21 protein-coding genes, 5 tRNA genes and 1 pseudogene are annotated in these 26,692 nt (G+C 59.7%); 18 read left to right on the top strand and 9 right to left on the bottom strand.

Translation table 11 applies throughout. The features are described 5' to 3' along the window. The first annotated feature begins 15 nt into the window (after positions 1 to 15). Entirely contained in the window at positions 16 to 1,587 is a 1,572-nt protein-coding gene (locus tag JIO00_RS19430) for a sensor domain-containing diguanylate cyclase (protein ID WP_154912795.1), read from the top strand. A gap of 141 nt (positions 1,588 to 1,728) precedes the next feature. Continuing rightward, positions 1,729 to 2,292, top strand: a complete 564-nt coding sequence (locus JIO00_RS19425; RefSeq protein WP_200666663.1) for a DUF1254 domain-containing protein — start codon at positions 1,729 to 1,731, stop codon at positions 2,290 to 2,292. A gap of 71 nt (positions 2,293 to 2,363) precedes the next feature. Here JIO00_RS19425 and JIO00_RS19420 read toward each other — a convergent pair whose 3' ends face one another. Further along, positions 2,364 to 2,696, bottom strand: a complete 333-nt coding sequence (locus tag JIO00_RS19420) for a hypothetical protein (protein ID WP_234452907.1) — start codon at positions 2,694 to 2,696, stop codon at positions 2,364 to 2,366. A gap of 270 nt (positions 2,697 to 2,966) precedes the next feature. On the opposite strand from JIO00_RS19420, the gene JIO00_RS19415 reads away from it, so the two are divergent. From JIO00_RS19415 to JIO00_RS19405, 3 genes are all read left to right on the top strand, one after another. Next, positions 2,967 to 5,537, top strand: a complete 2,571-nt coding sequence (locus tag JIO00_RS19415; RefSeq protein ID WP_200666661.1) for a bifunctional diguanylate cyclase/phosphodiesterase — start codon at positions 2,967 to 2,969, stop codon at positions 5,535 to 5,537. Positions 5,538 to 5,634: 97 nt separating this feature from the next. Next, a complete protein-coding gene (locus tag JIO00_RS19410) occupies positions 5,635 to 6,429 on the top strand; it encodes an exodeoxyribonuclease III (protein ID WP_083376269.1) in 795 nt (264 codons plus the stop codon). A 111-nt stretch (positions 6,430 to 6,540) separates the two neighbouring features. Next, a complete protein-coding gene (locus tag JIO00_RS19405) occupies positions 6,541 to 7,368 on the top strand; it encodes an arylamine N-acetyltransferase family protein (RefSeq protein WP_200666659.1) in 828 nt (275 codons plus the stop codon). Positions 7,369 to 7,462: 94 nt separating this feature from the next. On the opposite strand, the gene JIO00_RS19400 is transcribed toward JIO00_RS19405, so the two are convergent. Together JIO00_RS19400 and JIO00_RS19395 are read right to left on the bottom strand one after the other, a co-directional pair. Continuing rightward, complete coding sequence (locus tag JIO00_RS19400; RefSeq protein ID WP_010456079.1) at positions 7,463 to 7,795, bottom strand: BrnA antitoxin family protein; 333 nt, start codon at positions 7,793 to 7,795, stop codon at positions 7,463 to 7,465. A gap of 3 nt (positions 7,796 to 7,798) precedes the next feature. Beyond that, positions 7,799 to 8,080 (bottom strand): annotated as a pseudogene (locus JIO00_RS19395) (BrnT family toxin). A gap of 255 nt (positions 8,081 to 8,335) precedes the next feature. On the opposite strand from JIO00_RS19395, the gene JIO00_RS19390 reads away from it, so the two are divergent. Then, entirely contained in the window at positions 8,336 to 9,853 is a 1,518-nt protein-coding gene (locus JIO00_RS19390; RefSeq protein WP_010456075.1) for a nucleobase:cation symporter-2 family protein, read from the top strand. A 118-nt stretch (positions 9,854 to 9,971) separates the two neighbouring features. Here JIO00_RS19390 and JIO00_RS19385 read toward each other — a convergent pair. Continuing rightward, positions 9,972 to 10,047, bottom strand: a tRNA-Asn gene (locus tag JIO00_RS19385). A 227-nt stretch (positions 10,048 to 10,274) separates the two neighbouring features. Between JIO00_RS19385 and JIO00_RS19380 the strand changes: the two genes are divergently transcribed. Further along, on the top strand, positions 10,275 to 10,505 hold the full coding sequence (locus JIO00_RS19380; RefSeq protein ID WP_010456061.1) for a hypothetical protein: 231 nt from the start codon (positions 10,275 to 10,277) through the stop codon (positions 10,503 to 10,505). Here JIO00_RS19380 and JIO00_RS19375 read toward each other — a convergent pair. Both JIO00_RS19375 and JIO00_RS19370 read right to left on the bottom strand, forming a co-directional pair. Beyond that, entirely contained in the window at positions 10,502 to 10,702 is a 201-nt protein-coding gene (locus JIO00_RS19375; protein ID WP_010456060.1) for a hypothetical protein, read from the bottom strand. The two genes, JIO00_RS19380 and JIO00_RS19375, sit on opposite strands and share 4 nt — an antisense overlap. Before the next feature lie 179 nt (positions 10,703 to 10,881). Next, entirely contained in the window at positions 10,882 to 12,078 is a 1,197-nt protein-coding gene (locus tag JIO00_RS19370; RefSeq protein WP_200666657.1) for an amino acid aminotransferase, read from the bottom strand. Positions 12,079 to 12,412: 334 nt separating this feature from the next. On the opposite strand from JIO00_RS19370, the gene uvrB reads away from it, so the two are divergent. Beyond that, positions 12,413 to 14,428, top strand: a complete 2,016-nt coding sequence (gene uvrB, locus JIO00_RS19365) for an excinuclease ABC subunit UvrB (protein WP_010456056.1) — start codon at positions 12,413 to 12,415, stop codon at positions 14,426 to 14,428. Positions 14,429 to 14,575: 147 nt separating this feature from the next. Here the strand turns inward: uvrB and JIO00_RS19360 are convergent, their stop codons facing one another. Both JIO00_RS19360 and JIO00_RS19355 read right to left on the bottom strand, forming a co-directional pair. Continuing rightward, positions 14,576 to 16,066 carry an MDR family MFS transporter gene (locus JIO00_RS19360; RefSeq protein WP_172962157.1) on the bottom strand — a complete coding sequence of 497 codons (1,491 nt, stop codon included), beginning with the start codon at positions 16,064 to 16,066 and terminating at the stop codon, positions 14,576 to 14,578. A 49-nt stretch (positions 16,067 to 16,115) separates the two neighbouring features. After that, a complete protein-coding gene (locus tag JIO00_RS19355) occupies positions 16,116 to 17,165 on the bottom strand; it encodes an HlyD family secretion protein (protein ID WP_200666655.1) in 1,050 nt (349 codons plus the stop codon). A gap of 220 nt (positions 17,166 to 17,385) precedes the next feature. On the opposite strand from JIO00_RS19355, the gene gltX reads away from it, so the two are divergent. The 10 genes from gltX (at position 17,386) to JIO00_RS19305 (ending at position 23,353) form a co-directional block, all read left to right on the top strand. Further along, the gene (gene gltX / locus JIO00_RS19350; protein ID WP_200666653.1) at positions 17,386 to 18,867 is read left to right on the top strand and encodes a glutamate--tRNA ligase; all 1,482 of its coding nucleotides are present in this window, start codon (positions 17,386 to 17,388) and stop codon (positions 18,865 to 18,867) included. A gap of 189 nt (positions 18,868 to 19,056) precedes the next feature. After that, positions 19,057 to 19,132: transfer RNA gene (locus tag JIO00_RS19345), tRNA-Ala, on the top strand. Between the two features lie 79 nt (positions 19,133 to 19,211). Then, positions 19,212 to 19,287, top strand: a tRNA-Glu gene (locus JIO00_RS19340). A gap of 53 nt (positions 19,288 to 19,340) precedes the next feature. Next, positions 19,341 to 19,416 (top strand) — tRNA-Ala (locus tag JIO00_RS19335). An 80-nt stretch (positions 19,417 to 19,496) separates the two neighbouring features. Then, positions 19,497 to 19,572, top strand: a tRNA-Glu gene (locus tag JIO00_RS19330). 183 nt (positions 19,573 to 19,755) lie between these two features. Further along, a complete protein-coding gene (locus JIO00_RS19325; RefSeq protein ID WP_008151286.1) occupies positions 19,756 to 20,295 on the top strand; it encodes a TetR/AcrR family transcriptional regulator in 540 nt (179 codons plus the stop codon). A 31-nt stretch (positions 20,296 to 20,326) separates the two neighbouring features. Next, on the top strand, positions 20,327 to 21,160 hold the full coding sequence (locus JIO00_RS19320; protein WP_010456049.1) for an alpha/beta fold hydrolase: 834 nt from the start codon (positions 20,327 to 20,329) through the stop codon (positions 21,158 to 21,160). 48 nt (positions 21,161 to 21,208) lie between these two features. Beyond that, the gene (locus tag JIO00_RS19315; protein WP_010456048.1) at positions 21,209 to 21,646 is read left to right on the top strand and encodes an acyl-CoA thioesterase; all 438 of its coding nucleotides are present in this window, start codon (positions 21,209 to 21,211) and stop codon (positions 21,644 to 21,646) included. A 172-nt stretch (positions 21,647 to 21,818) separates the two neighbouring features. After that, on the top strand, positions 21,819 to 22,778 hold the full coding sequence (locus tag JIO00_RS19310; RefSeq protein ID WP_083376275.1) for a tRNA dihydrouridine synthase: 960 nt from the start codon (positions 21,819 to 21,821) through the stop codon (positions 22,776 to 22,778). A 131-nt stretch (positions 22,779 to 22,909) separates the two neighbouring features. After that, complete coding sequence (locus JIO00_RS19305; RefSeq protein ID WP_010456046.1) at positions 22,910 to 23,353, top strand: Hsp20 family protein; 444 nt, start codon at positions 22,910 to 22,912, stop codon at positions 23,351 to 23,353. Positions 23,354 to 23,403: 50 nt separating this feature from the next. Here JIO00_RS19305 and JIO00_RS19300 read toward each other — a convergent pair whose 3' ends face one another. Next, complete coding sequence (locus JIO00_RS19300) at positions 23,404 to 26,682, bottom strand: PAS domain S-box protein (protein ID WP_200666651.1); 3,279 nt, start codon at positions 26,680 to 26,682, stop codon at positions 23,404 to 23,406. Positions 26,683 to 26,692 lie beyond the last annotated feature (10 nt).

Here is a 26,692-nt window from a genome sequence, read left to right as displayed (position 1 = left end):
TTACAGGACGAGCTTTTGCCTATCCTCACGCAAGACCCGCAGCAAACTCCTGGCGGCGCTTTGAAACGGTTATCTCTGCTCAAGGCAGCGGTGCTGTTTATCGCGACGGTGTGCCTGTGTCTCTGTGGTCTGCTTTATCTGCAACTGGAGCAATCGCGGCGCCACGCGCTGGACGTGGCGCAAGTCGCGTCTTCGAACCTGGCTCGCGCCATGGCACAGCAGGCCGAAGACACTTTCATGAAGGCCGACCTGGTGTTGACCAGTCTGGTGGACTGGATTCAGGTCGATGGCTACGGCGCGGCCCAAAAGCCACGGTTGCAGAAAACCTTTGCCCGGCGGGCGCAGGCGCTCGACCAATTGCACGGGATATTTCTGTTCGACAAGCAAGGGCAGTGGGTCGTGACGTCGTTCGATGATTTGACCCGCGGTCCGGGCGTGTCGGATCGAGAGTACTTCACGTTCCACCAGCAGAACGCATCCACCCTCGCGCACATAGGGCCGGCGGTTCGCAGTCGGGAAAATGGAGAGTGGATCATTCCGCTCTCCAAACGGGTGAACGACAAGAACGGCAACTTCCAGGGCGTGGTGTTGGCCGGAATCAAAATGGCCTATTTCGATCAGTTCTTCAAAAGCTTCAGCATCGATGACAACGGCTCGATGTTTTTGGCGCTGACCGACGGCACGTTGCTGGCACGAAGGCCATTTGTGGAATCACAGATCGGCACGTCCCTGGCCAAGGGCGAAATCTTTCATAAGCTCTTGCCCAACGCGCCCGCCGGCAACGCGATGATCAGCTCGGTGATCGATGGGGTTGTACGTTTGTATGGCTACCGTCAACTCGACGCCTATCCGCTGGTGGTCTCGGCGGCATCGTCCAGGGATTCGATTCTCAAGGATTGGTACGACACCGCATTTCAATCCTGCGTCATCGTTGCCCTGGTGGTGCTGGGTGTCGGTCTGTTCGGTTGGGTGTTCGTTCGCCAGGTGCGCGTCGGCGTGCGGGTCGAGGCCGATTTGCGCAAGGCCAAGGAAGCACTGAAGCTGATCGCGACTCATGACAGCCTGACGGGCCTGGCCAATCGCCGACTGTTCGAGCAGGCGCTGGACATCGAGTTTGGCCGAGGCGCCCGGCAGTCGAGTTCGCTGAGCCTGATCATGCTCGATATCGATTACTTCAAACGCTACAACGATGCTTACGGCCACGTCGCAGGGGACCACTGCCTGGCGGAAGTGGCGCGTGCGGTCAAGGGTTGCTGCCACCGCAAAGCAGACCTGGCGGTGCGTTATGGCGGCGAGGAGTTTGCGGTGCTGCTGCCTGACACCGACATTCACGGTGCGTTGGTGATTGCCGAACAGATCCGCCGCAGCGTCATGGACAAGAACATCACCCACAACGGTTCACCCACGGGATATGTGACGGTCAGTCTTGGCTGTTACGCGTTCGTGCCGACCGGGCGAGACAGCATCGAACTGTTCATCGAACGAGCGGATGCGGCGCTTTATCAGGCCAAGCATTCGGGTCGAAACCGTTCGGCCGTGTTGTCGCTTGAGGGCGGTGTGGAGGCGTTGATGCGCTCAGACCGTTGAGACACTTTGTGGGTTGTTTCAGCCCTGCAACAGTCGCTTGTCCGTCTGTCTACCTGTCAGATCCGTCTGTTTTCATCGTCTAGAGTTCCGGTAGCCCTGCCGAACCCGGCGGGGCTCCCCACAGCACGGACGATCGCCAAAATGTTGATAACTCGAGCATTGACAGCCGTTGCTTTAACCCTCGCAGTTTCCATTGTTTGGCCGCAGGTCAGCCAGGCTCAATCGAAAGTCACGCCGCAAGAAGCCAACGCCTTTGTGACTGTGCCGCAGTACCCATCCGAAGATTTCAAAGAGGTGGTGCAGTCGAACGTCGACACGTTGTATTCCATTGCCTGGCTCGATTTGACCCAGGAGCCGCTCGTGATTACCGCGCCGGACACCGCCGGGCGTTTATACGTGTTGCCGATGCTCGACATGTGGAGCGATGTTCTCGTCTCGCCGGGTGGGTATGCGACGGGCACACAGGCCGGTGAGTTTCTGGTGACGCCACCGGGATGGACAGGAACGGTGCCGGCCGGGCTGAATCATTTGCCGGCGTCCACGTCCTTTGTCTGGGTCGTCGGTCGCACCGACGTCGGCGGGATGGTTGACTATGCGACGGTGAACAGGATTCAGGCGGGCTACACCGTGACGCCGTTGTCGCAGATTGGTAAAAAAGCCGAGCCGGTCGCTATCCATGCTCCAGTGGTCACGGCGGGTCGATGAGCGCCGATACCCTCGGAGTTCAGGGCTGTTACGTTAAGTGCACTCAATAGAAAGCTGCCGACGATTTCACCTCATTGGCTGCTTCTACGTGTCCAGCTGCCAGTCCCGCCTCCCGCACCGCCGGTTCCCCCACCAGCAGCTCCCGTGCCGCCGCCTGCACCCGAGCCGCTGGCACCGGCATTTCCACCATTGCCCTCTCTGGACGATCCGTCTCCGCCTGTGCCCCGTTCAGGGGTATATCGACCAGAGGGTTGGTCCGGATAGTTGTTGGGGGTCATGATTGAGCTGCCGCGATACCAGGAACCGGTATCGGTCGCGTCGGTGTGATCGCCGGAGGCTGCGTAAGTGGTGCCTGTTGCTGCCAGCAAACTGGTCAACAACAGGGTGGTGATGTTGATGTTCATCAGTGCACGTCTCTCAAGATGAGTCGTTACCGCTGATGGTGTGACTGCCCGGGCGATGGGTGTTGGCGGGATGACGAATGGTCGACGGTGCGTTGCCTCTCGGGTTCGGAGCAGGCTCACTTGTCTGTTTAGACTTGAAGGGGTGGGCGCGTAGGGTGACGCGCGCCATCCCAAGGTAGCGGCTGCCGATTGGCAATAGTCGTGGCGCGATGTTGGATCCTGGCTGCTATGGTCAATGGACGCAGGCAATCGATTGACAGGATCCCATGCATGGAATTGACCGCCACGACCGCCGCCGCACCAGCGCGCCATACACCGATCACACGGAACCTGGTCTGGTCTGTCGGGCTGGTATTTGTATTGGGTGTGCTGATTGCTCTGGTTGCGTTGTTCAACATTGCCGGCCGGCTCGATGCCCAGGACTTGGCCAAGACCACGTTCTACACCCAGCGCGCGCTGGAAAACCGCATCTCAGCCTCGAAAAACTACGTTGCCAGTTATGCAAACTGGACCACGGCCTACGATCATTTGAATGGCGAAGTTGACGCGCAGTGGGCTTACGTTGAGCAGAACATGGGCAAAACCCTGTTCACCCTGGATCATTACGACGGCGTTTTTGTGGTCGACCCTCAGCGAACCAAATACGCCGTGGTGCGCGGTCTTCAGGTCCAGGGCGACGCGGCGGCCTGGCTGTCGATAGCGATGGCAGCACTGATCGAGGAGGTGCAGGGCCAGGAAAGCCTGCTTGCCCCCATCAGCCGGTTCACGCTCTTCGAGGGGCAGCCCGCGCTATTGACGGCGGCGGCGATCGTGCCCAATGACGAAAGGCCGGCGGTCGATCCCCAAAGCACGTCGATGCTGGTGTTCGTCGATCAATTGAGTTCGGAGAAGCTCAGTGCCTTGAGTGCCGACTATGGTTTGCATGACTTGAGCCTCGCACCTGACAACACCCTCGCTCCCGGTCAGCCTGCGGTCGGACTCACGGGCACCGGTTATAGTTTGGTCTCGAAGCTCGAGCAGCCAGGCCATCAGCTGCTTTGGTCACTGCTGCCGCCACTGGGCGGCGCGCTGTTGATTCTCGCGTTGTTGACGGCTTACTTCTTTCGTTATGTGTTGCGCACGTCCGGGCACGTGGATGCCAGTTACATCAAACTCGATTTGTCGAACCAGGCGCTGGAGGCCAGTGAAGAACGTTTTCGTGCAGTGGCCGAGGCCGCGTCTGACTGGATATGGGAAATCGATGACCAGCATCGCATCACGTATCTGTCGGGGCGTTTTGGCGCCGTCACCGGGTTTTCCGATCAGCAATGGCTGGGGCAGGGCATCGAGCAGTTGTTGTATTGCGACACTACGCCCTTGTCGCTGTGGCTGAACAAGCTCGACGAAGAGCACAGCGTCAGTCACCTGCGTTGCTCCTATCGCGAACAGTCGGGGCAGCAACGGATCAGTCGGGTATCGGCGCGACCGATCCTCAGCAAAGGCGCGGTGGTGGGTTACCGCGGCACGGCCAGTGACATCACCGATGAAGTCGCCGCCCATGCGCAGATCCAGCATCTGTCGTTGCACGACGCGCTGACTGGCCTGCCCAATCGCAACAAGCTGGCGCGCTACCTCGAAGACGCTTTGGTGCTGAAGGAGCATTCGGCGCCGCTGACGTTATTGATGATCGACCTGGACAACTTCAAGCCGATCAATGATTCCCTCGGCCACCCGGCGGGCGATGCGGTGTTGCTGGAGGTGGCTACCCGTTTGCGTGAGTGCACGCGGGACATTGACCTGGTCGCCCGACTGGGCGGCGACGAGTTTGTGCTGGTACTCAATGGAATGGACATCCACACGGAAATCGACCGCATATGCGAACGTATCCTCCAAAGCCTGCACCAGCCGATCCACTATGACCATCACGCGCTGCACATCGGTGCGAGCATCGGTATCGCCTTGAGCCGGCGTCAGGGGCACATGCCGGAGGAGTTGATTCGATGTGCCGACATCGCGCTGTATCAGGCCAAATCCGACGGCAAGAAAACCTGGTGCTACTTTGCGCCGCACATGAACGACCAGATCCAGCATCGCCGCAAACTCGAAAACGACCTGCGTCAGGCGATCAAGAACAATGAGTTCGTGATGCACTATCAGCCTCGTTATCACGTCGATGGCAAGCAGATTGTCTCGGTCGAAGCGTTGCTGCGCTGGCAACATCCTGTGCAGGGGTTGCTGGGGCCCGACTCGTTTATTCCATTGGCCGAACAGACCGATCTGATCGTGCCCTTGGGGCGCTGGGTTTTACGTGAGGCGTGCGAGACGGCACTGACCTGGCCGGGTGAGCTGATGGTATCGGTCAACCTGTCGCCCGTGCAGTTTGTTCGCAGTGACGTGGTGGAGGATGTCAGGGAGGCGTTGATCCAGAGTCGTTTGCCGGCCAGTCGACTGGAGCTGGAGATCACCGAAAACGTGATGCTCAACGATGTCGACGGCGCGCTCGCGACCATGAACTCGCTGAAGGAGCTGGGTGTGCGACTGAACATGGACGACTTCGGCACCGGTTATTCGTCGCTGGGTTATCTGCGCACGTATCCGTTCGACGGGATCAAGATCGACAAGCGCTTCATCTCGTCCATGAGCGGCACCGGTAACGACCGTGCGGTGGTGCAGGCGATCATCAACCTGGGCAAGGCCATGGGGCTGACGGTGACCGCAGAGGGCGTCGAGACCCTGGAACAACTGGACTTCCTTATCTCGGACGAGTGCCATGAGGTGCAGGGTTTCTACCTCAGCCGGCCGATGGAAAACCAGGCGCTGCTGCCATTGCTCAAAGCATCGCGTGATGAGCATCCTTTGTGAGGGGGACCTTTAGTCGCCTGCTTCAGTTGTCGTCGCAACTGCCACGGCGCACTCCGGTCACAACTGGATATCGCCCATCCGTTGCGAGCCCCGGCCTATGAAAAACCTGAAAATTGCCACTTTCAACGTCAACGGCATGCGTGCCCGGCTGCCGAATTTGCTGGCCTGGCTTGAGCGAGAAAAACCGGACATTGCCTGTTTGCAGGAGCTCAAGTCGGTCGACAGCGCATTCCCGGCCGCCGAGCTTGAGGCCATTGGCTACGGCGCTATCTGGCAAGGCCAGTCGTCGTGGAACGGGGTGGCGATTCTGGCCCGTGATGCGCTGCCTTTGGAGAGTCGGCGCGGTCTGCCGGGAGATGACACCGACACGCACAGTCGCTACCTGGAAGCTGCGGTGCACGGGATTCTGGTGGGCTGCCTGTATTTGCCCAACGGCAATCCGCAACCCGGGCCGAAGTTCGACTACAAACTGGCGTGGTTCGAACGGCTGATCGCCTATGCCAAGGACCTGCAAAGCAGCGAGCATCCGGTGGTGCTGGCCGGCGACTACAACGTGGTGCCCACCGACCTGGACATCTACAACCCGCGCTCGTGGCTCAAGGACGCGTTGCTGCAACCGGAAAGTCGCGAGTGTTACCAGCGCTTGCTGGATCAGGGCTGGACCGATTCCCTGCGTCATCTGTACCCGGAGGATCGGCTCTACACCTTCTGGGATTATTTCCGCCAGCACTGGCAGAAGAACTCGGGGTTGCGCATCGATCACTTGCTACTTAACCCGGCGCTGAGCCCCTATCTGCACGAGGCTGGGGTCGATGCCTGGGTGCGCAACGAACCGCACGCCAGCGACCATGCGCCGACGTGGATTCGCTTGAGTTCGCGCAAACAGCGTTGATGTTCAGCGGGTGGGCGATTGGCTAAATCAATTGTCAGTCGAACCGCTTTTTCCCTTATACATGGCGCCCATCGGCGGAGAGATCCGCGGCCCCTGCATAAGGACCGAGCAATGAGCGAACCACGCCTGACGAACCGTGCGGCATACCTGCAGCGCCTGGGTTTCGACGCGCCCCCGGCGCCGACCCTGGACACCTTGCGCCAACTCCAGTTGCGCCACACCGGGGCCTTCCCGTTTGAAAACCTCACCACGCTGTCCGGCGAGCCGGTACGCATCGACCTGCCATCCATCGAGCGGAAAATCCTGCATGAGGGGCGCGGCGGTTACTGCTACGAGCTCAACTACGCGTTTCTAGCCTTGCTTCAGGAGTTGGGTTTTGACGCATGCGGCATTACCGGCCGAGTCGTCATGGGTCAGCCCGAAGGCGCCTGGACTGCCCGCACGCACCGCTTGAGCCTGGTCACGCTGGACGGCGTGCGCTACATCACCGACGTCGGCTTCGGCGGCATGGTGCCGACCGCACCGCTCCTGCTCGACAACGATGCGGCACAACTCACGCCCCACGAACCGTATCGCATCGAGCGCGATGGAGACGGCTACACCCTGCGCGCCAACGTCGGCGGCGAGTGGCGGCCGATGTACATTTTCGATCTGCAACGCCAGGAAGACATCGACTACGTCCTCGGTAACTGGTACGTCTCGACCCATCCGGAATCGTCGTTTACCAAGCAACTGTTGGTCGCGCGCACCGGGGATGGCTGGAGGCGCACGTTGAACAACGGCAGTTTTGCGATTCATCGGGTGGGCGCCGAGAGCGAACGGCGGCAGGTTGCAGATGTGGAGGAGTTGATCGGGTTGCTGGAGGGGGAGTTCGGGATTCGCGTGCCGGAGCATGCGGGGTTGCGGCAGGTGCTTGGGCGGTTGATTCAGGTGACATAGCCATCGTCCCGAGAGGGCAGATTCAAAACATCTGCCCTTTTTCTTTGCGTGGGGCAGGCTCCGTTCCCCCCTTGGGTCTTGAAACGGCACACCCTCAAGGCTCAATCACACGATGGATCTCGCTCAAGACCTCTGAGAGTTTTTTCTCCAGGCTCTTCAGTTCGGATGCAGTAACGCCTTCTCTGAAATGCCCGCCATTCGCCACCGTGGCGTACTGATCGTGCGCGGTGGTTTTTTCCTTGGTGTTGAGCAGCGCCTGGCGCAGCGTGTTGTTGATCACTGTTTGGTAGCCATACCCCTCGCTCTCCGCCATGGCGCGTGCTGCTTCGATGACGACATCATCGAGCATGATGGTAATTCGGGTTTTGCCTTTGCTGGAGGCAACTGCTCCACGCTTGGCGTTGCTGAAATCGTATTCGTCTTTCATCGTTCAATTCTCCAAATAACGACGGCGCTCGTTTTTGCTGGCAAGGCGCGCGGAAATGATTCGTACGAAATTCGGATCGCGATAGGTTTACGCAACGACCAGCAAGCGAGCTTTGGCATCCATGCCCATGACGATCCACCGTTGTTCATCGTGATGGTTGTCCCGAATCGTCAGTGCTCGTTCGTCGTAAAACACCGGTTCTGTTTCGGCGAGGCTGATGCCGCGATGCTTTAATTTGTTGGCTGCGTTTTTTGCCTTGTGATACTGAATTTCGAATGACTTCATTATGCATACTTTATATGTATAAGCGAGGGGGCGTCCGTGCCGGAGGTCGCTTGGAATGCAAAAGACTAGCGGGCAGGGGAGCAGGCAGATGAAGGATGTATTTCAAGATTTTTGGAGGGGAAAGGCGCGCAGCTAAAGGGCGATATGGACATGTGTCCATTATCTGACTGGTGAGTTGTATACAACTCTATAGACATTTGTCCTGACTCTTGCATACAGTGTGCGCATAACAAAAAACCAGGGAACCCCCCAACCATGAAAACGCCCCATGTTTCACACCAACGGCCTGAGGACGAAAACCTCGGGGTCGGCGCGAATATGGCTTACGGCCTGCAACATGTTCTGACCATGTACGGCGGCATCGTCGCGGTGCCTTTGATCATCGGCCAGGCGGCCGGGCTTTCGCCGGCGGACATCGGTTTGTTGATTGCTGCTTCATTGTTTGCGGGGGGCTTGGCGACATTGCTGCAGACCCTCGGTTTACCGTTTTTCGGGTGTCAGTTGCCGCTGGTACAGGGCGTGTCCTTCTCCGGTGTCGCGACGATGGTGGCGATTGTCAGCAGCGGCGGGGAGGGCGGCTTTCAGTCAATTCTCGGGGCGGTAATTGCCGCGTCGTTGATCGGATTACTGATCACGCCGGTGTTTTCGCGAATCACCAAGTTCTTCCCGCCGCTGGTGACGGGCATCGTGATCACCACCATCGGCTTGACGCTCATGCCGGTGGCTGCACGCTGGGCCATGGGCGGCAATAGCCATGCCCCGGATTTCGGCAGCATGGCCAACATCGGTCTGGCGGCGGTGACGCTGGTGTTGGTGCTGCTGCTGAGCAAGATTGGCAGCGCGACCATCTCCCGTTTGTCGATCCTGCTGGCGATGGTCATCGGCACGATCCTCGCGGTGTTCCTTGGCATGGCGGACTTCTCGTCGGTCACGCAAGGCCCGATGTTCGGCTTCCCGACCCCGTTCCACTTCGGCATGCCAACCTTCCATTTTGCCGCGATCCTGTCGATGTGCATCGTGGTCATGGTGACCCTGGTGGAAACCTCGGCGGACATCCTTGCTGTCGGTGAAATCATCGACACCAAGGTCGACTCCAAACGCCTGGGCAACGGCCTGCGCGCCGACATGCTGTCGAGCATGATCGCGCCGATCTTCGGCTCCTTCACCCAAAGCGCCTTCGCCCAGAACGTCGGGCTGGTGGCCGTGACCGGCATCAAGAGTCGTTTCGTGGTCGCCACCGGCGGCTTGTTTCTGGTGATACTCGGTCTGCTGCCGTTCATGGGCCGGGTCATCGCCGCAGTACCGACCTCGGTACTGGGTGGCGCTGGCATCGTGCTGTTCGGCACCGTGGCGGCCAGTGGCATTCGCACGCTGTCCAAGGTTGATTACCGCAACAACGTCAACCTGATCATCGTCGCCACCTCCATCGGCTTCGGCATGATCCCGATCGCCGCGCCGAATTTCTACGACCACTTCCCAAGTTGGTTCGCGACCATCTTCCACTCGGGCATCAGCTCCTCGGCGATCATGGCCATCGTGCTCAACCTGGCCTTCAACCACCTCACTGCCGGTAACTCGGATCAGCAATCGGTGTTCGCGGCCGGTACCGAGCGGGTTCTTCGATATCAGGATCTGGCGGCGTTGCGTGAAGGGGATTACTTCAGCGAAGGTAAACTGCGTGACTGCGACGGGAACGAGATTCCGGTGGTAGAAGCGGCCCATGAATCGAGCGAGCATCGAGCGGCTCATGCTAAAAGCAGTGAGCATGTCTGACGGCGGCACCTGCTAACCAGGCCGATCTGTTGAATAGACAGATCGGCCTTTTGCTTTTCCAGCGGCCACAAAAAAGCCCCTGAACCTTTCGATTCAGGGGCTTTTCGATATTGCTGTCTGGCTCCACGACCTGGACTCGAACCAGGGACCCAGTGATTAACAGTCACTTGCTCTACCAACTGAGCTATCGCGGAATGGCGCGTATGTTACTGATTCAGAAAGAGAAGTCAAGCATCTGTTAGCAACTTGATGGATTCGTGGAGACGGACGGTGGTTTATCGGCAGTGGGCGGTTACCAGAATCGCCTCAGAGGTCTACCATGGCCGCCCGGAAGTGGTTACACGCGCTGCCGGCCATTCGCCGAAAAGGTACGTGCCATGAATCACCCAATCCTCACCCCTCAAGACAACGGGGTGTTCGCATGAGCATCGCTCAGATCAGCCTGCCCAAAGGTGTCGGCCCGCATGCCGAGAAGCTGTTTGACGCGATCACCCAAGCCAGCACCGCTGACGATCTGAACCGCGCGGGCGGCAAGGCTGAGGGCTTCGTCCTCGGTCTGGAAAGCGCCAAAGCGATCAAGAGTCAGGTCGCCGAATCGCTCTACGTCGCCTATGACGATGCCGCCAGTCAGCGTGCGACCGAACTGGCTTAACCGCCGAAGGTGACCGTGGCGAGCATCAGCTTGGCGTACAGCATTGTGGCGGCCAGTTGCACCAGCCACAAGGCCAGGCCGCCGAGAAATACGCCAGCGGCCACTTGCAGCACCAGGTTGTTACCGCGTTTGGCCGGTGTGCGAGGGACAAAATGGTCCAGTTCGTCACGGTCGGCGCGTAGGTCATCGTTTTTCATGTGGGTTCTCGTAAGAATTCTCAGGTGTACACAAAACCTGCAGGAGCGAGCGGTGCGGCGATCCTGCAGGTGCATCGTTGTGTGGAGTTTAGAGGGCGCCGATAGCGCTTTGACACTTATCTGCGACGAATAAAAAACGGGAAGCCCCAAGGCTTCCCGTTTTCCGTACTGCGCAAGACTCAGATCACCGCAACGATGGCCTTGGTCACTGCATCAATGTTGCTCTGATTCAACGCCGCCACACAGATGCGGCCGGTGTCCAGGGCGTAGATGCCGAACTCGCTGCGCAGGCGGGTGACTTGCTCAACCGTCAGACCGGAGTAGGAGAACATGCCGCGCTGACGACCGACGAAGCTGAAATCACGCTGTGGCGCGTTTTTCGCCAGCAGGTCGACCATCTGGGTGCGCATGCTACGAATCCGCAGGCGCATTTCGGCCAGTTCTTCTTCCCACTGGGCGCGCAGTTTCGGGCTGTTCAGGACCGCGGCGACGATGCTGGCACCGTGGGTCGGCGGGTTGGAGTAGTTGGTGCGGATCACGCGTTTGACTTGCGACAGCACGCGCGCGCTTTCTTCTTTCGATTCGCTGACGATCGACAGGGCGCCAACGCGCTCGCCGTACAGCGAGAAGGATTTGGAGAACGAGCTGGAGACGAAGAAGGTCAGGCCCGATTCAGCAAACAGGCGCACCGCAGCGGCGTCTTCGTCGATGCCATCGCCAAAACCCTGGTAGGCCATGTCGAGGAACGGCACGTGACCTTTGGCTTTCACCACGTCCAGGACGTTTTTCCAGTCCGCCGGGCTCAGGTCCACGCCGGTCGGGTTGTGGCAGCAGGCGTGCAGCACAACGATCGAGCCGGAAGGCAAGGCGTTCAGGTCTTCAAGCAGACCGGTACGATTAACGTCATGGGTCGCGGCGTCGTAGTAGCGGTAGTTCTGCACCGGGAAACCGGCGGTTTCGAACAGGGCGCGGTGGTTTTCCCAGCTCGGGTCGCTGATCGCCACAACGGCGTTCGGCAGCAGTTGCTTGAGGAAGTCGGCGCCGATTTTCAGGGCGCCCGTGCCGCCAACGGCCTGGGTGGTGATGACGCGGCCAGCGGCGATCAGTGGCGAGTCATTGCCAAACAGCAGTTTCTGCACTGCCTGGTCGTAGGCGGCGATACCGTCGATTGGCAAGTAGCCACGGGACGCGTGTTGAGCGACGCGAATCGTCTCGGCTTCGACAACGGCGCGCAGGAGTGGAATTTTCCCCTCCTCGTTGCAGTAAACACCGACTCCCAGGTTGACCTTGTTGGTACGGGTATCGGCGTTGAATGCTTCGTTGAGGCCCAGGATTGGATCGCGTGGTGCCATTTCGACAGCGGAGAACAGGCTCATTTTTGCGGCGGCTCTGAATGGAGTGTGGAGGGACGTGTCGCGCTCCAGCCGAATGCACTAGAGCGGTGCACAAACGGGGAGCTAGTATAGAGGCCATCTGCGATTGATGGCGACAGACGAATCAGCTTTTCAGGTAAGTTTTTTCGATTATTTTTCGACCGTTAGTCGAATGCCGGCATCAAAGACTTCAAGGGATGTAGGACGTTTGCCTTGAAAGCGCAAGCAATCGGCTCCACATTGAGCACAATCCTGTTTTTTTCGGGCGGCGTGAGTCGTTTGCGGTCTTTCTCGTTGCTGCCGGTTTGACCGCGCTGGCGCGATATCAGAGGTATACATGTCTGAATTCCAGCTAGTCACCCGCTTCGAGCCCGCCGGCGATCAGCCGGAAGCCATCCGCCTGATGGTCGAGGGCATCGAAGCCGGGCTGGCGCACCAGACGTTGCTTGGTGTGACCGGCTCGGGCAAGACCTTCAGCATCGCCAACGTGATCGCCCAGGTACAGCGTCCGACCTTGGTGCTGGCGCCGAACAAGACCCTGGCCGCGCAGTTGTATGGTGAGTTCAAGGCGTTCTTCCCGAACAATGCCGTCGAGTACTTCGTTTCCTACTACGACTACTACCAGCCAGAAGCCTATGTGCCGTCATCGGACACCTTCATCGAGAAAGACGCCTCGATCAACGACCACATCGAGCAGATGCGGCTGTCCGCGACCAAGGCGCTGCTGGAACGCAAGGACGCGATCATCGTCACCACGGTGTCGTGCATCTATGGTTTGGGCAGTCCGGAAACCTATTTGAAAATGGTGCTGCACGTGGATCGCGGCGACAAGCTCGATCAACGTGCGTTGCTGCGTCGCCTGGCAGACTTGCAATACACCCGCAATGACATGGAGTTCGCCCGGGCGACCTTCCGGGTGCGCGGCGATGTGATCGATATCCACCCGGCGGAATCCGACTTCGAAGCGATCCGCATCGAGCTGTTCGATGACGAAGTCGAGAGCCTGTCGGCTTTCGATCCGCTGACCGGCGAAGTAATCCGCAAGTTGCCGCGATTCACTTTCTACCCGAAAAGCCATTACGTGACGCCACGGGAAACCCTGCTGGGTGCCGTCGAAGGGATCAAGGTCGAATTGCAGGAGCGCCTGGATTACCTGCGAACCAACAACAAACTGGTGGAAGCCCAGCGCCTGGAGCAGCGCACCCGTTTCGACCTGGAGATGATCCTCGAACTGGGTTACTGCAACGGTATCGAAAACTACTCGCGCTACCTGTCGGGCCGTGAATCCGGCCAGGCGCCACCGACCCTGTTCGACTACCTGCCCGCCGACGCCTTGCTGGTGATCGACGAATCCCACGTCAGCGTGCCGCAGGTCGGTGCCATGTATAAGGGCGACCGCTCCCGTAAAGAGACGCTGGTGGAATACGGCTTCCGCTTGCCGTCAGCGCTGGATAACCGGCCGATGCGTTTCGACGAATTTGAAAGCATCAGCCCGCAGACGATTTTCGTCTCGGCCACGCCGGGCAATTACGAAGCGGAGCACGCCGGTCGCGTGGTCGAGCAACTGGTTCGCCCAACCGGGCTGGTGGATCCGCAGATCGAAATCCGCCCGGCGCTGACCCAAGTCGACGACTTGCTCTCGGAAATCGGTAAACGTGTGGCGCTGGAAGAGCGGGTGCTGGTGACTACGCTGACCAAACGCATGTCTGAAGACTTGACCGATTACCTGGCCGACCATGGCGTGCGGGTGCGTTACCTGCACTCGGACATCGACACCGTGGAGCGGGTCGAAATCATCCGCGATCTGCGTCTGGGCACGTTCGATGTGCTGGTGGGGATCAACCTGCTGCGTGAGGGCCTGGACATGCCGGAAGTGTCGCTGGTGGCGATTCTCGATGCAGACAAGGAGGGTTTCCTGCGTTCCGAGCGTTCGTTGATCCAGACCATCGGCCGGGCCGCGCGTAACCTCAATGGCCGGGCGATTCTGTATGCGGATCGCATCACCGGTTCCATGGAGCGGGCGATCGGCGAGACCGAACGGCGTCGCGACAAGCAGATCGCCTTCAACCTCGCCAATGGCATCACGCCGAAGGGTGTGTTCAAGGACGTGGCCGACATCATGGAAGGCGCCACCGTGCCGGGCTCGCGCAGCAAGAAGCGCAAAGGCATGGCCAAGGCCGCCGAGGAAAGCGCCAAGTACGAAGCCGAATTGCGCTCACCGGGCGAGATCGCCAAGCGCATCAAAGCGCTGGAAGAGAAGATGTACGCGCTGGCGCGGGATCTGGAGTTTGAAGCGGCGGCGCAGATGCGCGATGAGATTGGCAAGTTGCGGGATCGATTGATTACTGTCTGAGATTTGCGGTGAATGTGCATGCACTTTCGCGGACAAGCCTCGCGCCTTCAGATTTTGCGCCGTTCACATCTCACGGGCGCGCCACAAACCTTGTAGGAGCGAGGCTCGCCCGCGAAGGCGTCCGAAAGGTCGCCACCGCAATCGGGGTTAGTGCGCCTCGCCAGCCTTGAGCCCCACCGGCAACGCCTTGGTCAACAACACCGCAATCATGCTGATCCCCAGCGCAATCCCGACAAAGTGAAACGCATCGTTGTACGCCATGATCGACGCCTGCTGATGCGCAATCTCGCTCAGCTTGCCCAGCGCTGCCGTCTCACTGCCGAACCGGTCCGTCATCGACGCCATTCGCTCCGCCACCTGCGGATTGCTCGGCACGATGGATTCACGCAAGTAATCAAAGTAGGTCTTGGTTCGCGCGTCCAGCAAGGTCGCGAGGAGGGCGATGCCAATCGCGCCGCCGAGGTTGCGCAGGATATTGAACAGGCTCGACGCCGATCCCGCGTCCTGCGGCAGGATGTAAGCGGTGGCGATCAGCGAGATGGTCACCATGATCAGCGGCTGGCCCAGCGCCCGGATGATCTGGATCTGATTGAACTGCGGCCCGGCAAAGTCCGGGTTCAGCACCCCCGACGAAAAGCTCGCCAACCCGAACAGCCCGAAGCCTATTGCGCACAGCCATTTGGGCGACACGTATTTCATCAGCTTGGGCACCAGCGGAATCAGAAACAGCTGCGGCACCCCCATCCACATGATCACTTCGCCGATCTGCAGGGCGTTGTAGTTCTGGATCTGCGCCAGGTACAGCGGTAACAGGAAGATCGAGCCGTACAAGCCGACGCCCATTCCTAGGCTGGAAATACTCGACAAACCGAAGTTGCGATTACCCAGAATGCCGAGGTTGATCAGCGGATTGGGCTTGGAAAACTGCACGATTACAAAAGTGATCAGGCTCACCAGCGCGATGCTGCCCAGGGTCACGATCAGGTTCGACTCGAGCCAGTCCTTGCGATGGCCTTCTTCCAGAAACACCTGCAAACAGCCGAGGCCGACGCCAAGCGTGAGGATGCCCATGTAGTCGGTGCTTTTGAGCAGTTCCCAGTGCGCCTCTTTCTTCTCCAGGCCGTACATCAGGCCGGCGATCATGATCAGGCCGGGCGGTATGTTGATGTAGAAAATGTACTCCCAGCCCCAGTTTTCGGTCAGCCAGCCGCCAAGGGTTGGGCCAATGGAGGGCGCGAATGTCGCGGTCATGGCGAACATGGCCATGCCTTTGGCGCGGTGGTGTTCCGGGAGTTTGATCAGCGTGAGGGTGAATGCCAGCGGAATCAGGGCGCCGCCGGTGAAGCCCTGTAACGCCCGAAAGATGATCATGCTCTCCAGGCTCCAGGCCATGGAGCAAAGCAGCGAGGCGGCGAGAAATCCCAATGAAACCCAGACTGCCAGGCGTCGCGCCGACAGCAGCTGCACCAGCCACGCGGTCAGCGGGATCATGATGATTTCCGCCACCAGATAGGACGTGGAAATCCACGAGCCTTCTTCCAGGGTGGCCGACAGCGCGCCCTGAATATCCTTGAGCGACGAGTTGGTGATCTGGATATCCAGCACGGCCATGAAGGCGCCGAGCATCACGCTCATCACCGCAATCCAGTCCCGCCGGGTCGGTTCGCCGGCCGGGCGGTTCAGTTGATCACCGGCCATCGTCAGGGGCGTCTTTGATGTTCACTTTGGCGGTGACCGACATCCCTGGGCGAATCTTGCCGTGCAGCGGGTTGTCCGCAGCGAACGTCAGTTTTACCGGGATCCGTTGTACGACTTTGGTGAAATTGCCCGTGGCATTGTCCGGCGGCAACAGGCTGAACTGTGCGCCCGAGGCGGCGAACAGGCTGTCGGCCCGTGCGTCTATCGGTGTGTCGCTGTAGGCGTCGAAGGTCAGCGTGGCTTTCTGGCCGGGCTGCATGTGGCCGATCTGGGTTTCCTTGAAGTTGGCCTGAATCCAGATGTCCTGGTCCGGGACGATCGACAAAAGATAGGCGCCGGCTTGCACGTATTGGCCTTGTCGAGCCGCGCGTTGGCCGATCAGGCCGCTGATCGGCGCGTGGATTTCGCTGCGGGTCAGGTTCAGTTCGGCCTGGGCGAGGTCGGTTTTGGCGTTGGCGATCATCGCGTCGAGGCGCTTGATCTCGGCGCTCAAGGAATTGACTTGCTGGCGTTGGCTTTGTGCGTCGGCCTGGGCCTTGGTCACTTGCGAGCGGGCGATGTGGTTGTCGGCGGAGAGGGTGGTCACCCGTTCCTCCGAGACGTAGCCGGGTTTGCGCAGGGTTTGCGCGCGGGACAAGTCGATCTGCGAACGCCCAAGGCTGGCCTGGCTGGAGGCGACTTGCGCCTCGCTGGCGGCGATCAGGCTGGCTTGCTGGGTCAGTTTGCTTTGCGCCTGCAAACGTTCGGCTTGTCGGGTAGCGAGGGTGGCATTGGCGCGGTCGACGGCGAGGTGGAAGTCATCGCCTTCGAGCTTGATCAGCAACTGGCCTTTCTCAACGTGCTGATTGTCCTGCACCAGCACCTGATCGATGCGCGCGCCCAATTGGCTTGAGACACGGGTGATCTCGCCCTGGACATAGGCGTTGTCGGTGCTTTCATAAAACCGCCCCTTGAAGAACCATTGGGCGAAGAAGCCCCCGGCAATCAGCAGGACGATCAGCAGGAAAATAAACAGGCGTCGCTTGAGTTGGGCAGGCATGGGGCAGACTGTAGTCGAGAAATTGTAAGGAAAGTTATCAGCAGGTGAATCTTGCATACAGTCGATAGTGGGTAAATGCCATCGGCTGATAATCCGTCATTCATCGCGACTCAGGCCCGTTGTAGACGCAACCTTGGCTTAAATGCCCTGCTGACTGGAGCCGGGCGGGTATCGCCTGTTACCATTCGCCCTTTGTTTTATCTTCATTTCGAGACTTGCCATGACCACCGTCCGCACGCGCATCGCGCCATCGCCTACCGGGGACCCCCACGTAGGTACCGCTTACATCGCTTTGTTCAACTACTGCTTTGCCAAGCAGCATGGCGGTGAGTTCATCCTGCGGATCGAAGACACCGACCAGTTGCGCTCGACCCGGGAGTCCGAACAGCAGATTTTCGACGCCTTGCGCTGGTTGGGCATCGAGTGGAGCGAAGGTCCGGACGTTGGCGGCCCGCACGGTCCGTATCGTCAAAGCGAACGCGGCGACATCTATCAGAAGTACTGCCAGCAGTTGGTCGAGATGGGCCACGCCTTCCCGTGCTTCTGCACCGCCGAAGAGCTGGACCAGATGCGCGCCGAACAAATGGCCCGTGGCGAAACCCCGCGTTACGACGGCCGTGCGCTGTTGCTCTCGAAAGAAGAAGTCGCCCGGCGCCTGGCCGCTGGCGAGCCTCATGTGATCCGCATGAAAGTGCCGAGCGAAGGCGTTTGCGTGGTACCGGACATGCTGCGTGGCGACGTCGAGATCCCGTGGGATCGCATGGACATGCAAGTGTTGATGAAGACTGACGGCCTGCCGACGTACTTCCTGGCCAACGTGGTCGACGACCACTTGATGGGCATTACCCACGTTCTGCGCGGTGAAGAGTGGCTGCCATCGGCGCCGAAGCTGATCCTGCTTTATGAATACTTCGGCTGGGAACAACCGGAGCTGTGCTACATGCCGCTGCTGCGTAACCCGGACAAGAGCAAGCTGTCCAAGCGCAAGAACCCGACCTCGGTGACGTTCTACGAGCGCATGGGCTTCATGCCGGAAGCGATGCTCAACTACCTCGGCCGCATGGGGTGGTCGATGCCGGACGAGCGCGAAAAATTCTCGCTGCAGGAAATGGTCGACAATTTCGACCTGAGCCGCGTGTCCCTCGGCGGGCCGATTTTCGACATCGAGAAGCTGTCGTGGCTCAACGGCCAATGGCTGCGTGACTTGCCGGTGGAAGAGTTCGCTTCGCGCCTGCAAACCTGGGCGCTGAACCCGGAATACATGATGAAGATTGCGCCGCACGTGCAGGGTCGCGTCGAGACCTTCAGCCAGGTTGCACCGCTGGCCGGCTTTTTCTTCGCCGGTGGCGTGAACCCGGATGCCAAGCTGTTCGAATCGAAGAAGCTCTCGGGCGACCAGGTTCGTCAGTTGATGCAGCTGATTCTGTGGAAGCTGGAAAGCCTGCGTCAGTGGGAGAAGGACAGCATCACCGCAACGATTCAGGCGGTGGTCGAATCCCTGGAGCTGAAGCTGCGTGACGCCATGCCGCTGATGTTCGCCGCGATCACTGGCCAGGCCAGTTCGGTGTCGGTGCTCGATGCGATGGAAATCCTTGGTCCGGACCTGACCCGTTTCCGTCTGCGCCAGGCCATCGACCTGCTGGGCGGCGTGTCGAAGAAGGAAAACAAGGAGTGGGAAAAACTCCTGGGCAACATCGCCTGAGGACGTTTGACCTCGTAGGGGCTGCCGGAGGTGGCGATCATTTGATCGTGATCTTCGGCGCCACCCCCGTTTTTCCGGGGGGAGGGCGGTAAGTGATTGTTATGGCGACAAAAAATTTTGAAAATTGTTAAAAATAAGTTTGACAGCTTTCCGAAGCGCCATTAAGATTCGCCCCGTCCTCAGCGATGAGGGGCTATAGCTCAGCTGGGAGAGCGCTTGCATGGCATGCAAGAGGTCGACGGTTCGATCCCGTCTAGCTCCACCAATTTACACTTCAAGGTCTGGCCACACCGGCCTTGAAGCGATCAACAATCAGCGTTGATCTGTTGTATAGAAGGGTTTGCGTCCCCTTCGTCTAGTGGCCTAGGACACCGCCCTTTCACGGCGGTAACAGGGGTTCGAGTCCCCTAGGGGACGCCAGTTTTACAGAAGCGATGTTGCAAGATGTCGCTCCGCCGCGAGGCGAAAAATCCGGGGCTATAGCTCAGCTGGGAGAGCGCCTGCATGGCATGCAGGAGGTCAGCGGTTCGATCCCGCTTAGCTCCACCAATTTTACAGTTCAAGGTCTGGCCACACCGGCCTTGAATCGATCAGCTCTCAGCACTGATCAGTTGTATAGAAGGTTTTGCGTCCCCTTCGTCTAGTGGCCTAGGACACCGCCCTTTCACGGCGGTAACAGGGGTTCGAGTCCCCTAGGGGACGCCACGATTACCCGCTCTGCGGGATTTTATAAGGGTCATTCAATTATTGAATGGCCCTTTTGTTTGTCTGGCGTTTGGCCAAATCCCCCATTTCTTTCAAACTGTTCTTCAGACCAGCGGTCACATCCACGACTTGCGGAAAATTATTATGAGAATAATATTCTAGTCGTAATATTCGGAGGCAACGATGAACGATAAAAAAGCTCAAACCCGCGAACGCATTCTCAAGGCCGCCAGCGCAGCGCTGATTCAGCGCGGCCCGGCCGAACCGAGCGTGGGCGAAGTGATGGGCGCAGCCGGCCTGACGGTTGGCGGCTTCTATGCGCACTTCGAAAGCAAGGACGCCATGATGCTGGAAGCATTCAAGCAACTGCTCGGTCACCGCCGTGGCTTGATCGCCGACATGGACGCCGAATTGACCGGCGAAGAGCGTCGCGCGTTGGTGGCTGCGTTTTACCTGTCACGCAAACACCGTGATTCCTCGGATTCCGCGTGCCCGATCCCGGCGTCTGTCGGTGAGTTGGGTCGCCTGCCGGACGCGTTTCGCGTGGCGCTGAATGAGCATGTGGAAATGATGGTCGCGCAGTTGGCGGCCAGCCCGGAAGACACCGACAAAGCCTTGGCCGACATGGCCTTGATGGTCGGGGGTCTGGCTCTGGCTAGGGCGCTGGGGCCAGGAGAGTTGTCCGATCGATTGCTGCGCGCCGCCAAGTCGGCGGTGCTATGACCTGAAGGCATTGGCCTGAGGAGTGAGAGCGATGAGCACGTTGAAGTGGGTTCGTGGCGTTAATGGCACCTTGGGCTGGTTTGCACCGAAACTGGTCGCGAGCAAAATGCGACTGGCGTTCATGACGCCGCGAGAGTTGCCACCGCGTGACTGGGAATTGCCGCTGCTGGCGAAATCCGAACGGATAACCTTGCGCTTCGGCCTCTCGGCGCTGCGCTGGGGGCAAGGTCCGGCCGTGTTGCTGATGCACGGTTGGGAAGGGCGGCCGACACAGTTTGCGAGTCTCATCACGGCGCTGGTCGATGCTGGCTACACCGTCGTAGCGCTCGACGGTCCTGCTCATGGTCGCTCACCGGGCAGTGAAGCCAACGTGGTGCTGTTTGCCCGGGCCATGCTCGAAGCGGCCGCCGAGTTGCCGCCGCTGCGAGCCGTCATTGGCCACTCCATGGGCGGCGCCAGTGCGATGCTCGCCGTGCAGTTGGGTTTGCGCACCGAAACCCTGGTCACCATCGCCGCACCGGCGCGGATTCTCGGGGTGTTGCGCGGTTTTGCCCGTTACGTGCGGCTGCCGCCCAAAGCGCGTTCGGCGTTTATTCGCCAGGTCGAGAAAGACGTCGGCATGCGCGCTGCAACGCTGGATGTTGCTCACTATCAGCTCGACATGCCGGGGCTGATCGTCCACGCCGAAGATGATTGCTTTGTTCCGGTCAAGGAGTCCCAGTTGATCAATGAGGCGTGGTTCGACAGCCGGCTGTTACGCCTGGAGGAGGGCGGGCATCAACGCGTGCTGGCCGATCCTCGGGTGATTGATGGCGTGTTATCACTGCTGGCTGGCCGCAGCCTGCAATCGCGCCAATCGGCCTGAGCATCCGTTACACTGCCCCGGTCGACATCATCTGACCGGGAGTGGGGCATGGGCTGGGATCGGGCAACGCCATTTATCATTGATCTGGAAGTCGGCGCCGAGGACATCGACGGGCTGGGGCACGCGAACAACGCGGTGTACGTGACCTGGCTCGAACGCTGCGCCTGGCGTCACTCGCAGCGGCTGGGGCTGGACCTGGTCGAGTATCGTCGGCTGGATCGGGCGATGGCGGTGGTGCGGCACGAGATCGATTACCTGGCCGCCGCCTATGAGGGCGATGAGTTGCAATTGGCGACCTGGATTGTCGATTGGGATCAGCGCCTGAAAATGACCCGCCACTTCCAGTTGAAGCGCCCCAGCGATAACACCACGTTGCTGCGCGCGCAAACCACTTTCGTCTGCATCGAACTGTCCACCGGCAAGCCCAAGCGGATGCCGGCCGAGTTCATCGAAGGCTACGGCCCGGCGTTGCAAGTTCCAGGTTGACGCGATCCTGTGGCGAGGGCGCTTGCTCCCGCTGGAGCGCGAAGCGGTCCCTTGCAATGGAGAGTGCCACGCACTCTAACGGGAGCAAGCTCCCTCGCCACAGAGGCAGATGCAAGTCTTTCGACAGAGAATCCAGTAAACTGCCGCACGTTTTTCGTTGAGTGTGTTTTTCATGCAAATTGCTTTGGCGCCCATGGAGGGGTTGGTCGACAACATCCTGCGGGACGTGCTGACCCGTGTGGGCGGTATCGATTGGTGCGTGACCGAGTTTATTCGGATCAACGATCAACTGCTCACGCCCGCCTATTATCACAAGTTCGGCCCGGAATTATTGACCGGCGCCCGCACCGCGTCCGGCGTGCCGCTGCGGGTGCAGTTGCTCGGTTCCGATCCGGTGTGTCTGGCTGAAAACGCCGCGCTGGCCTGCGAGCTGGGTTCCGAGGTGATCGACCTGAACTTCGGCTGCCCGGCCAAGACCGTCAACAAGTCCCGTGGCGGCGCCGTCCTGCTGAAAGAACCTGAACTGCTCAACCAAATCGTTGAACACGTCCGCCGCGCTGTGCCGGCGCACATTCCGGTTACCGCGAAAATGCGCCTGGGCTTCGACAGCCCGGACGGTTCGCTGGTCTGCGCAACAGCGCTGGCCGAAGGCGGCGCGGCGCACATCGTGGTGCACGCGCGGACCAAAACCGACGGTTACAAGCCGCCTGCGCATTGGGAATGGATCCCCCGCGTGCAGGAAGTGGTCAAGGTTCCAGTGTTCGCCAATGGCGACATCTGGAGCGTTGAAGATTGGCGCCGTTGCCGCGAAATCAGCGGCGTGGAAGACATCATGCTCGGTCGCGGCCTGGTGTCGCGTCCGGACCTGGCCCGGCAGATCGCGGCGGCGCGGGCCGGTGAAGAAGTGGTCGAGATGACGTGGGCCGAGTTGCTGCCACTGATCCAGGACTTCTGGCTGCAAGCCAAGGCGCAGATGACTGCCCGCCAGTCGCCGGGTCGCTTGAAGCAATGGCTGGCGATGTTGACCCGCAATTATCCTGAGGCGGTGGAGCTGTTTACCGTGTTGCGTCGAGAGACCGAACTGGATCAAGTCTCGCGTTTGTTGGGGCTACAGGTGTCGGAAGCGGCCTGAAAAAAACGCAAAAAATCTGAAAATAATCTCTTGAAAAGCAATCGGAGATCCCTATGTAGGGATTACGCGATGCCGAATTCGGGTCGCGGAGACAAAAAAACTTGCTGATCTGTTTTCAGGAGATTTGAATCATGAGTACTGCATTTTCGATGGCGCCCCTGTTCCGTTCCTCGGTGGGCTTCGACCGCTTCAATGACTTGTTCGAAACCGCCCTGCGCAACGAGCCAGGCAGCACCTACCCACCTTACAACGTTGAAAAGCATGGTGATGACCAATACCGCATCGTCGTGGCGGCCGCCGGGTTCCAGGAAGAAGACCTGGATCTGCAAGTGGAAAAAGGGGTGCTGACCATCAGTGGTGGCAAGCGTGACGCGAATGAAGACGTCACCTATCTGTACCAAGGCATCGCTCAGCGCGCCTTCAAACTGTCCTTCCGTCTGGCGGACCATATCGAAATCAAGGCTGCCGGCCTGAGCAACGGTTTGTTGAGCATCGACCTGTTGCGGGTGATACCGGAAGAGGCAAAAGCCAAACGCATCCCGATCAACGGGACGCAAAAACCCGCTCTGCAGTAACGAGTCAGGGCAATGAGAAGGGCGCCATTCGGCGCCCTTTTTTGTACCCGTTATTTGAGGAGTTTCTGGAACTCCTCCACCGGCAGCGGCCGACTGTGCAAATACCCCTGATAAAAATGGCACCCCAGCCCCTGCAAAAATTCCAGCTGCTCCGCCGTTTCCACCCCTTCGGCGATCACTTTCAATTCCAGGCTGCGGGCCATGGCCACGATGGCGCGGATGATTTCGGCGTCGTTGGGGTCGGTGGTGGCATCGCGGATGAACGACTGATCGATTTTCAGCGTGTCGACCGGCAGGCGCTTGAGGTAGGTCAGCGAGGAGTAGCCGGTGCCGAAGTCGTCCATTGCAAAGCTCACGCCGAGTTTTTTCAGGCGGCGCATTTTGTTGATGGTGTCTTCCAGGTTCTGGATGACGATCCCTTCGGTGATTTCCAGTTTCAGCAACGAGCAGGGCAGGCCGTGGCTGCTGAGGCTGTATTCGATGCGTTCGACGAAGTCGTTTTGACGAAATTGCCTCGGGCTGATGTTCACGCACAGGCTGAAGCTGAGCGGGTTCACCAGGCCTTTGGCAACCAGCTTTTTGAAGGCCCCACAGGCTTCGTCGATGATCCACGTGCCCACTTCCAGAATCAGCCCGCTGTCCTCCAGCACCTTGATGAATTCGGTGGGCGATTGCGGGCCGAGTTCCGGGTGGTCCCAGCGCACCAGCGCTTCGGCGCCGACAATACGGTTGCCCCGAGCGTCGACCTGGGGTTGGTAATGCACATGAAACTCGCCCCGGGAAAGGGCCAGGCGCAAGTCGGTTTCCATGCGCAGGCGTTCACTGGCCGCCTTCTGCATGGTGTTGTGATACATCTGCGCCATGTTGCGGCCCGAGTCTTTGGCGCGGTAAAGCGCAATGTCGGCACGTTTGAGCAGGTCGGTCGGGGTCGAGCCGTGGTCGGGGATCAACGCGATGCCGATGCTCGGTGTCACTTGCAGGCGCTGGCCGTCGAGGAACATCGGCTCCGACAACAGTTCACGCAACGTGTCCGCCAACTCCCGAACCTGGGCGCTGACTTCATTGCGCGAGCCCTCAAGGCCGCTGAGCAGCACCACAAATTCATCGCCACCCAGGCGTGCCACGGTGTCTTCCATGCGCACGCTGGCTTCAAGCCGAGCCGTGATGATTTTCAGCACCGTGTCGCCCACCGGGTGACCCAGGGAATCGTTGATGTGCTTGAAATGATCGAGGTCCAGGAACAGCAGCGCACCGCGCAGGTTGTGGCGCTTGAGCAGGGCGATCTGCTGGCTCAGGCGATCCATCAACAGGGCGCGGTTCGGAAGGTTGGTCAGCGGGTCGTGGTAGGCCAGATGGCGAATCTGCGCTTCGGCATTTTTCAACAGGCTGACGTCTCGGCCAGTCAGCAACAGGCATGCGGTTTCGTTGAGGGTGATTGGCTCCACCGAGACTTCGACGGTCAGCAGTTCGCCGCGCTTATTGCGGCCCAGCATTTCCTGGTGATGCACACGACCCTTAAGCTGCAACTCGGCCAGCAGCGCTGAGCGCTGTTTCTCTTCTGCCCAGATGCCGACTTGATACACCGTGCGGCCGACCACTTCGTCGGCGCGGTAACCGGTCAGGCGACAAAAACCATCGTTGACCTCCAGGTAGCGCCCGGTATCGCGTTCGGTGATGGTGATCGCGTCCGGGCTTGAGTGAAACGCCTTGGCAAACTTCTCTTCGCTGGCCTTGAGTGCCGCTTCGGAACGCTGTTGCTGGGTAATGTCGCGCAGGGTCGTGACGATGCACGGCTGGTCGCCCACGCTGATCTGCCGGCTGGAAATCACGCAGGTCAGGGCTTGCCCGTTTTTGTGTTGGGCGATGATCGCGACATTGTTCAGCCCCTGTTCGCGGATGACTTGTTCAATTCGTTGCAGGCTTTTCGCTGACGCGTCCCACAGGCCGATTTCGTCGGCCCTGCGGTCAATCACTTCGGCGGCGCTCCAGCCGAAGGTCTGGGTAAAGCTGGAGTTGATCTCGATGAACTGGCCGGTGTCCTGGCGCGTGACGCAGATCGGGTCCGGGCTGACTTGAAACAGCGTGGCGAATTTCTCTTCGGAGGCCACCAGCCGTTGTTCGCGCTCCACTTGATCGGTGATGTCCAGCAAGGTGCCGGCCATGCGCAGCGGTGTGCCGTTTTCATCGCGGTAGAGGCGGGCACGACTTTCCAGGTAGCGTGAACTGCCGTCCGGCAACTGCACGCGATAAGTCAGCTGATAATTGCCGGCCGGTCCTTCGCGCAGGCTGCGATAAGCGTCGCGCATGCTGCCGCGTTCTTCGTCGGGCACACCTTCGAAAAACGCGTCGAAGGACTCATGGAAGGGTATGGCCTCCAGCCCGTGCAACTGCGCGGCCCGCGCCGAGCCGTACAGCATGCCGCTGGGAATGTGCCAGTCCCAGGTGCCGAGTTGCGCCGAATCCAGGGCCAGGTCGAGGCGTTCCTGGCTGTCTTTCAGCGCGAGTTCGGCGGCCTTGCGTTCCGTGGTGTCAAGGAAAGTGCTCAGCAGGTAGGGCTGGCCTTCGAGTTCGACTTTCTGTGCGCTGAGGATGCCGTCGTGGATCTGGCCATTGCTGGCGCGAAACTGCACCTCCATGCTGGTCAGTTCGCCCTTGGCCTTGGTCGCCTTGACCAGCACGTCCCGTTGTTCCGGGTGCACCCAGAGGCCCAGTTCGACGGTGGTTCGGCCAATGGCGTCCTGCACCGGCCAGCCGAAGAGGCTTTCGAAATACTGATTGGCTTCGGTAATCAGGCCATCTTCCTGGCGGGTCAGCAGCACCATGTTCGGGCACAGGTGAAACAGCGTGGCAAAGCGTTTTTCCGAGCTGCTCAGGGCCTGTTCGCGCTGGCGCTGATGGGTGATTTCGCGAATGACCCCAATCATCCGTGGCCGACCGTCTTTGTCCGGCAGCAAGCTGCCGTTGATCTCCAGCCAGTGCAGGCTGCCGTCGGGCCAGCGGATGCGGTGGTGCATCGCCTGCTCCAGCGGGGCGCCGGCGATCACGGCATGAAAGGCGCGAATGGTTTTTGCCCGATCCTCCGGAGGCAGCAAGTCGAGGTATTCCAGATCGGTCGGCAACGGCTGTCGGGGATCGAAGCCGAACAACGCCTGGGTACCCCGCGACCAGCTGATCTGTCCGCGCTCGATGTCCCAATACCAGGCGCCCAGGCGCGCGCCGTTGAGGGCGGCCAACAACTGTGGTGCGCTTTCCCAGCTCTGCTCGGACCGTTTCGGGTCAAGCGCCTGTATACGTGGCATCGGCGGAATACGGTCAACAGATTTCGGCATTGGCAGGCCT

This window comes from Pseudomonas sp. SW-3, from assembly GCF_016615645.1.
Lineage (GTDB): Bacteria > Pseudomonadota > Gammaproteobacteria > Pseudomonadales > Pseudomonadaceae > Aquipseudomonas > Aquipseudomonas mandelii.
Note: the sequence above shows the minus strand (reverse complement) of the source record. Positions and strands in the feature narration are given on the sequence as shown.

What these genes read in the sequence shown, in the direction of transcription:
- JIO00_RS19425 (WP_200666663.1), top strand. Translation starts at nt 1,729, where the DNA reads ATGTTGATAACTCGAGCATTGACAGCCGTTGCTTTAACCCTCGCAGTT.
- JIO00_RS19420 (WP_234452907.1), bottom strand. Translation starts at nt 2,696, where the DNA reads ATGAACATCAACATCACCACCCTGTTGTTGACCAGTTTGCTGGCAGCA.
- JIO00_RS19415 (WP_200666661.1), top strand. Translation starts at nt 2,967, where the DNA reads ATGGAATTGACCGCCACGACCGCCGCCGCACCAGCGCGCCATACACCG.
- JIO00_RS19410 (WP_083376269.1), top strand. Translation starts at nt 5,635, where the DNA reads ATGAAAAACCTGAAAATTGCCACTTTCAACGTCAACGGCATGCGTGCC.
- JIO00_RS19405 (WP_200666659.1), top strand. Translation starts at nt 6,541, where the DNA reads ATGAGCGAACCACGCCTGACGAACCGTGCGGCATACCTGCAGCGCCTG.
- JIO00_RS19400 (WP_010456079.1), bottom strand. Translation starts at nt 7,795, where the DNA reads ATGAAAGACGAATACGATTTCAGCAACGCCAAGCGTGGAGCAGTTGCC.
- JIO00_RS19390 (WP_010456075.1), top strand. Translation starts at nt 8,336, where the DNA reads ATGAAAACGCCCCATGTTTCACACCAACGGCCTGAGGACGAAAACCTC.
- JIO00_RS19380 (WP_010456061.1), top strand. Translation starts at nt 10,275, where the DNA reads ATGAGCATCGCTCAGATCAGCCTGCCCAAAGGTGTCGGCCCGCATGCC.
- JIO00_RS19375 (WP_010456060.1), bottom strand. Translation starts at nt 10,702, where the DNA reads ATGAAAAACGATGACCTACGCGCCGACCGTGACGAACTGGACCATTTT.
- JIO00_RS19370 (WP_200666657.1), bottom strand. Translation starts at nt 12,078, where the DNA reads ATGAGCCTGTTCTCCGCTGTCGAAATGGCACCACGCGATCCAATCCTG.
- uvrB (WP_010456056.1), top strand. Translation starts at nt 12,413, where the DNA reads ATGTCTGAATTCCAGCTAGTCACCCGCTTCGAGCCCGCCGGCGATCAG.
- JIO00_RS19355 (WP_200666655.1), bottom strand. Translation starts at nt 17,165, where the DNA reads ATGCCTGCCCAACTCAAGCGACGCCTGTTTATTTTCCTGCTGATCGTC.
- gltX (WP_200666653.1), top strand. Translation starts at nt 17,386, where the DNA reads ATGACCACCGTCCGCACGCGCATCGCGCCATCGCCTACCGGGGACCCC.
- JIO00_RS19325 (WP_008151286.1), top strand. Translation starts at nt 19,756, where the DNA reads ATGAACGATAAAAAAGCTCAAACCCGCGAACGCATTCTCAAGGCCGCC.
- JIO00_RS19320 (WP_010456049.1), top strand. Translation starts at nt 20,327, where the DNA reads ATGAGCACGTTGAAGTGGGTTCGTGGCGTTAATGGCACCTTGGGCTGG.
- JIO00_RS19315 (WP_010456048.1), top strand. Translation starts at nt 21,209, where the DNA reads ATGGGCTGGGATCGGGCAACGCCATTTATCATTGATCTGGAAGTCGGC.
- JIO00_RS19310 (WP_083376275.1), top strand. Translation starts at nt 21,819, where the DNA reads ATGCAAATTGCTTTGGCGCCCATGGAGGGGTTGGTCGACAACATCCTG.
- JIO00_RS19305 (WP_010456046.1), top strand. Translation starts at nt 22,910, where the DNA reads ATGAGTACTGCATTTTCGATGGCGCCCCTGTTCCGTTCCTCGGTGGGC.
- JIO00_RS19300 (WP_200666651.1), bottom strand. Translation starts at nt 26,682, where the DNA reads ATGCCGAAATCTGTTGACCGTATTCCGCCGATGCCACGTATACAGGCG.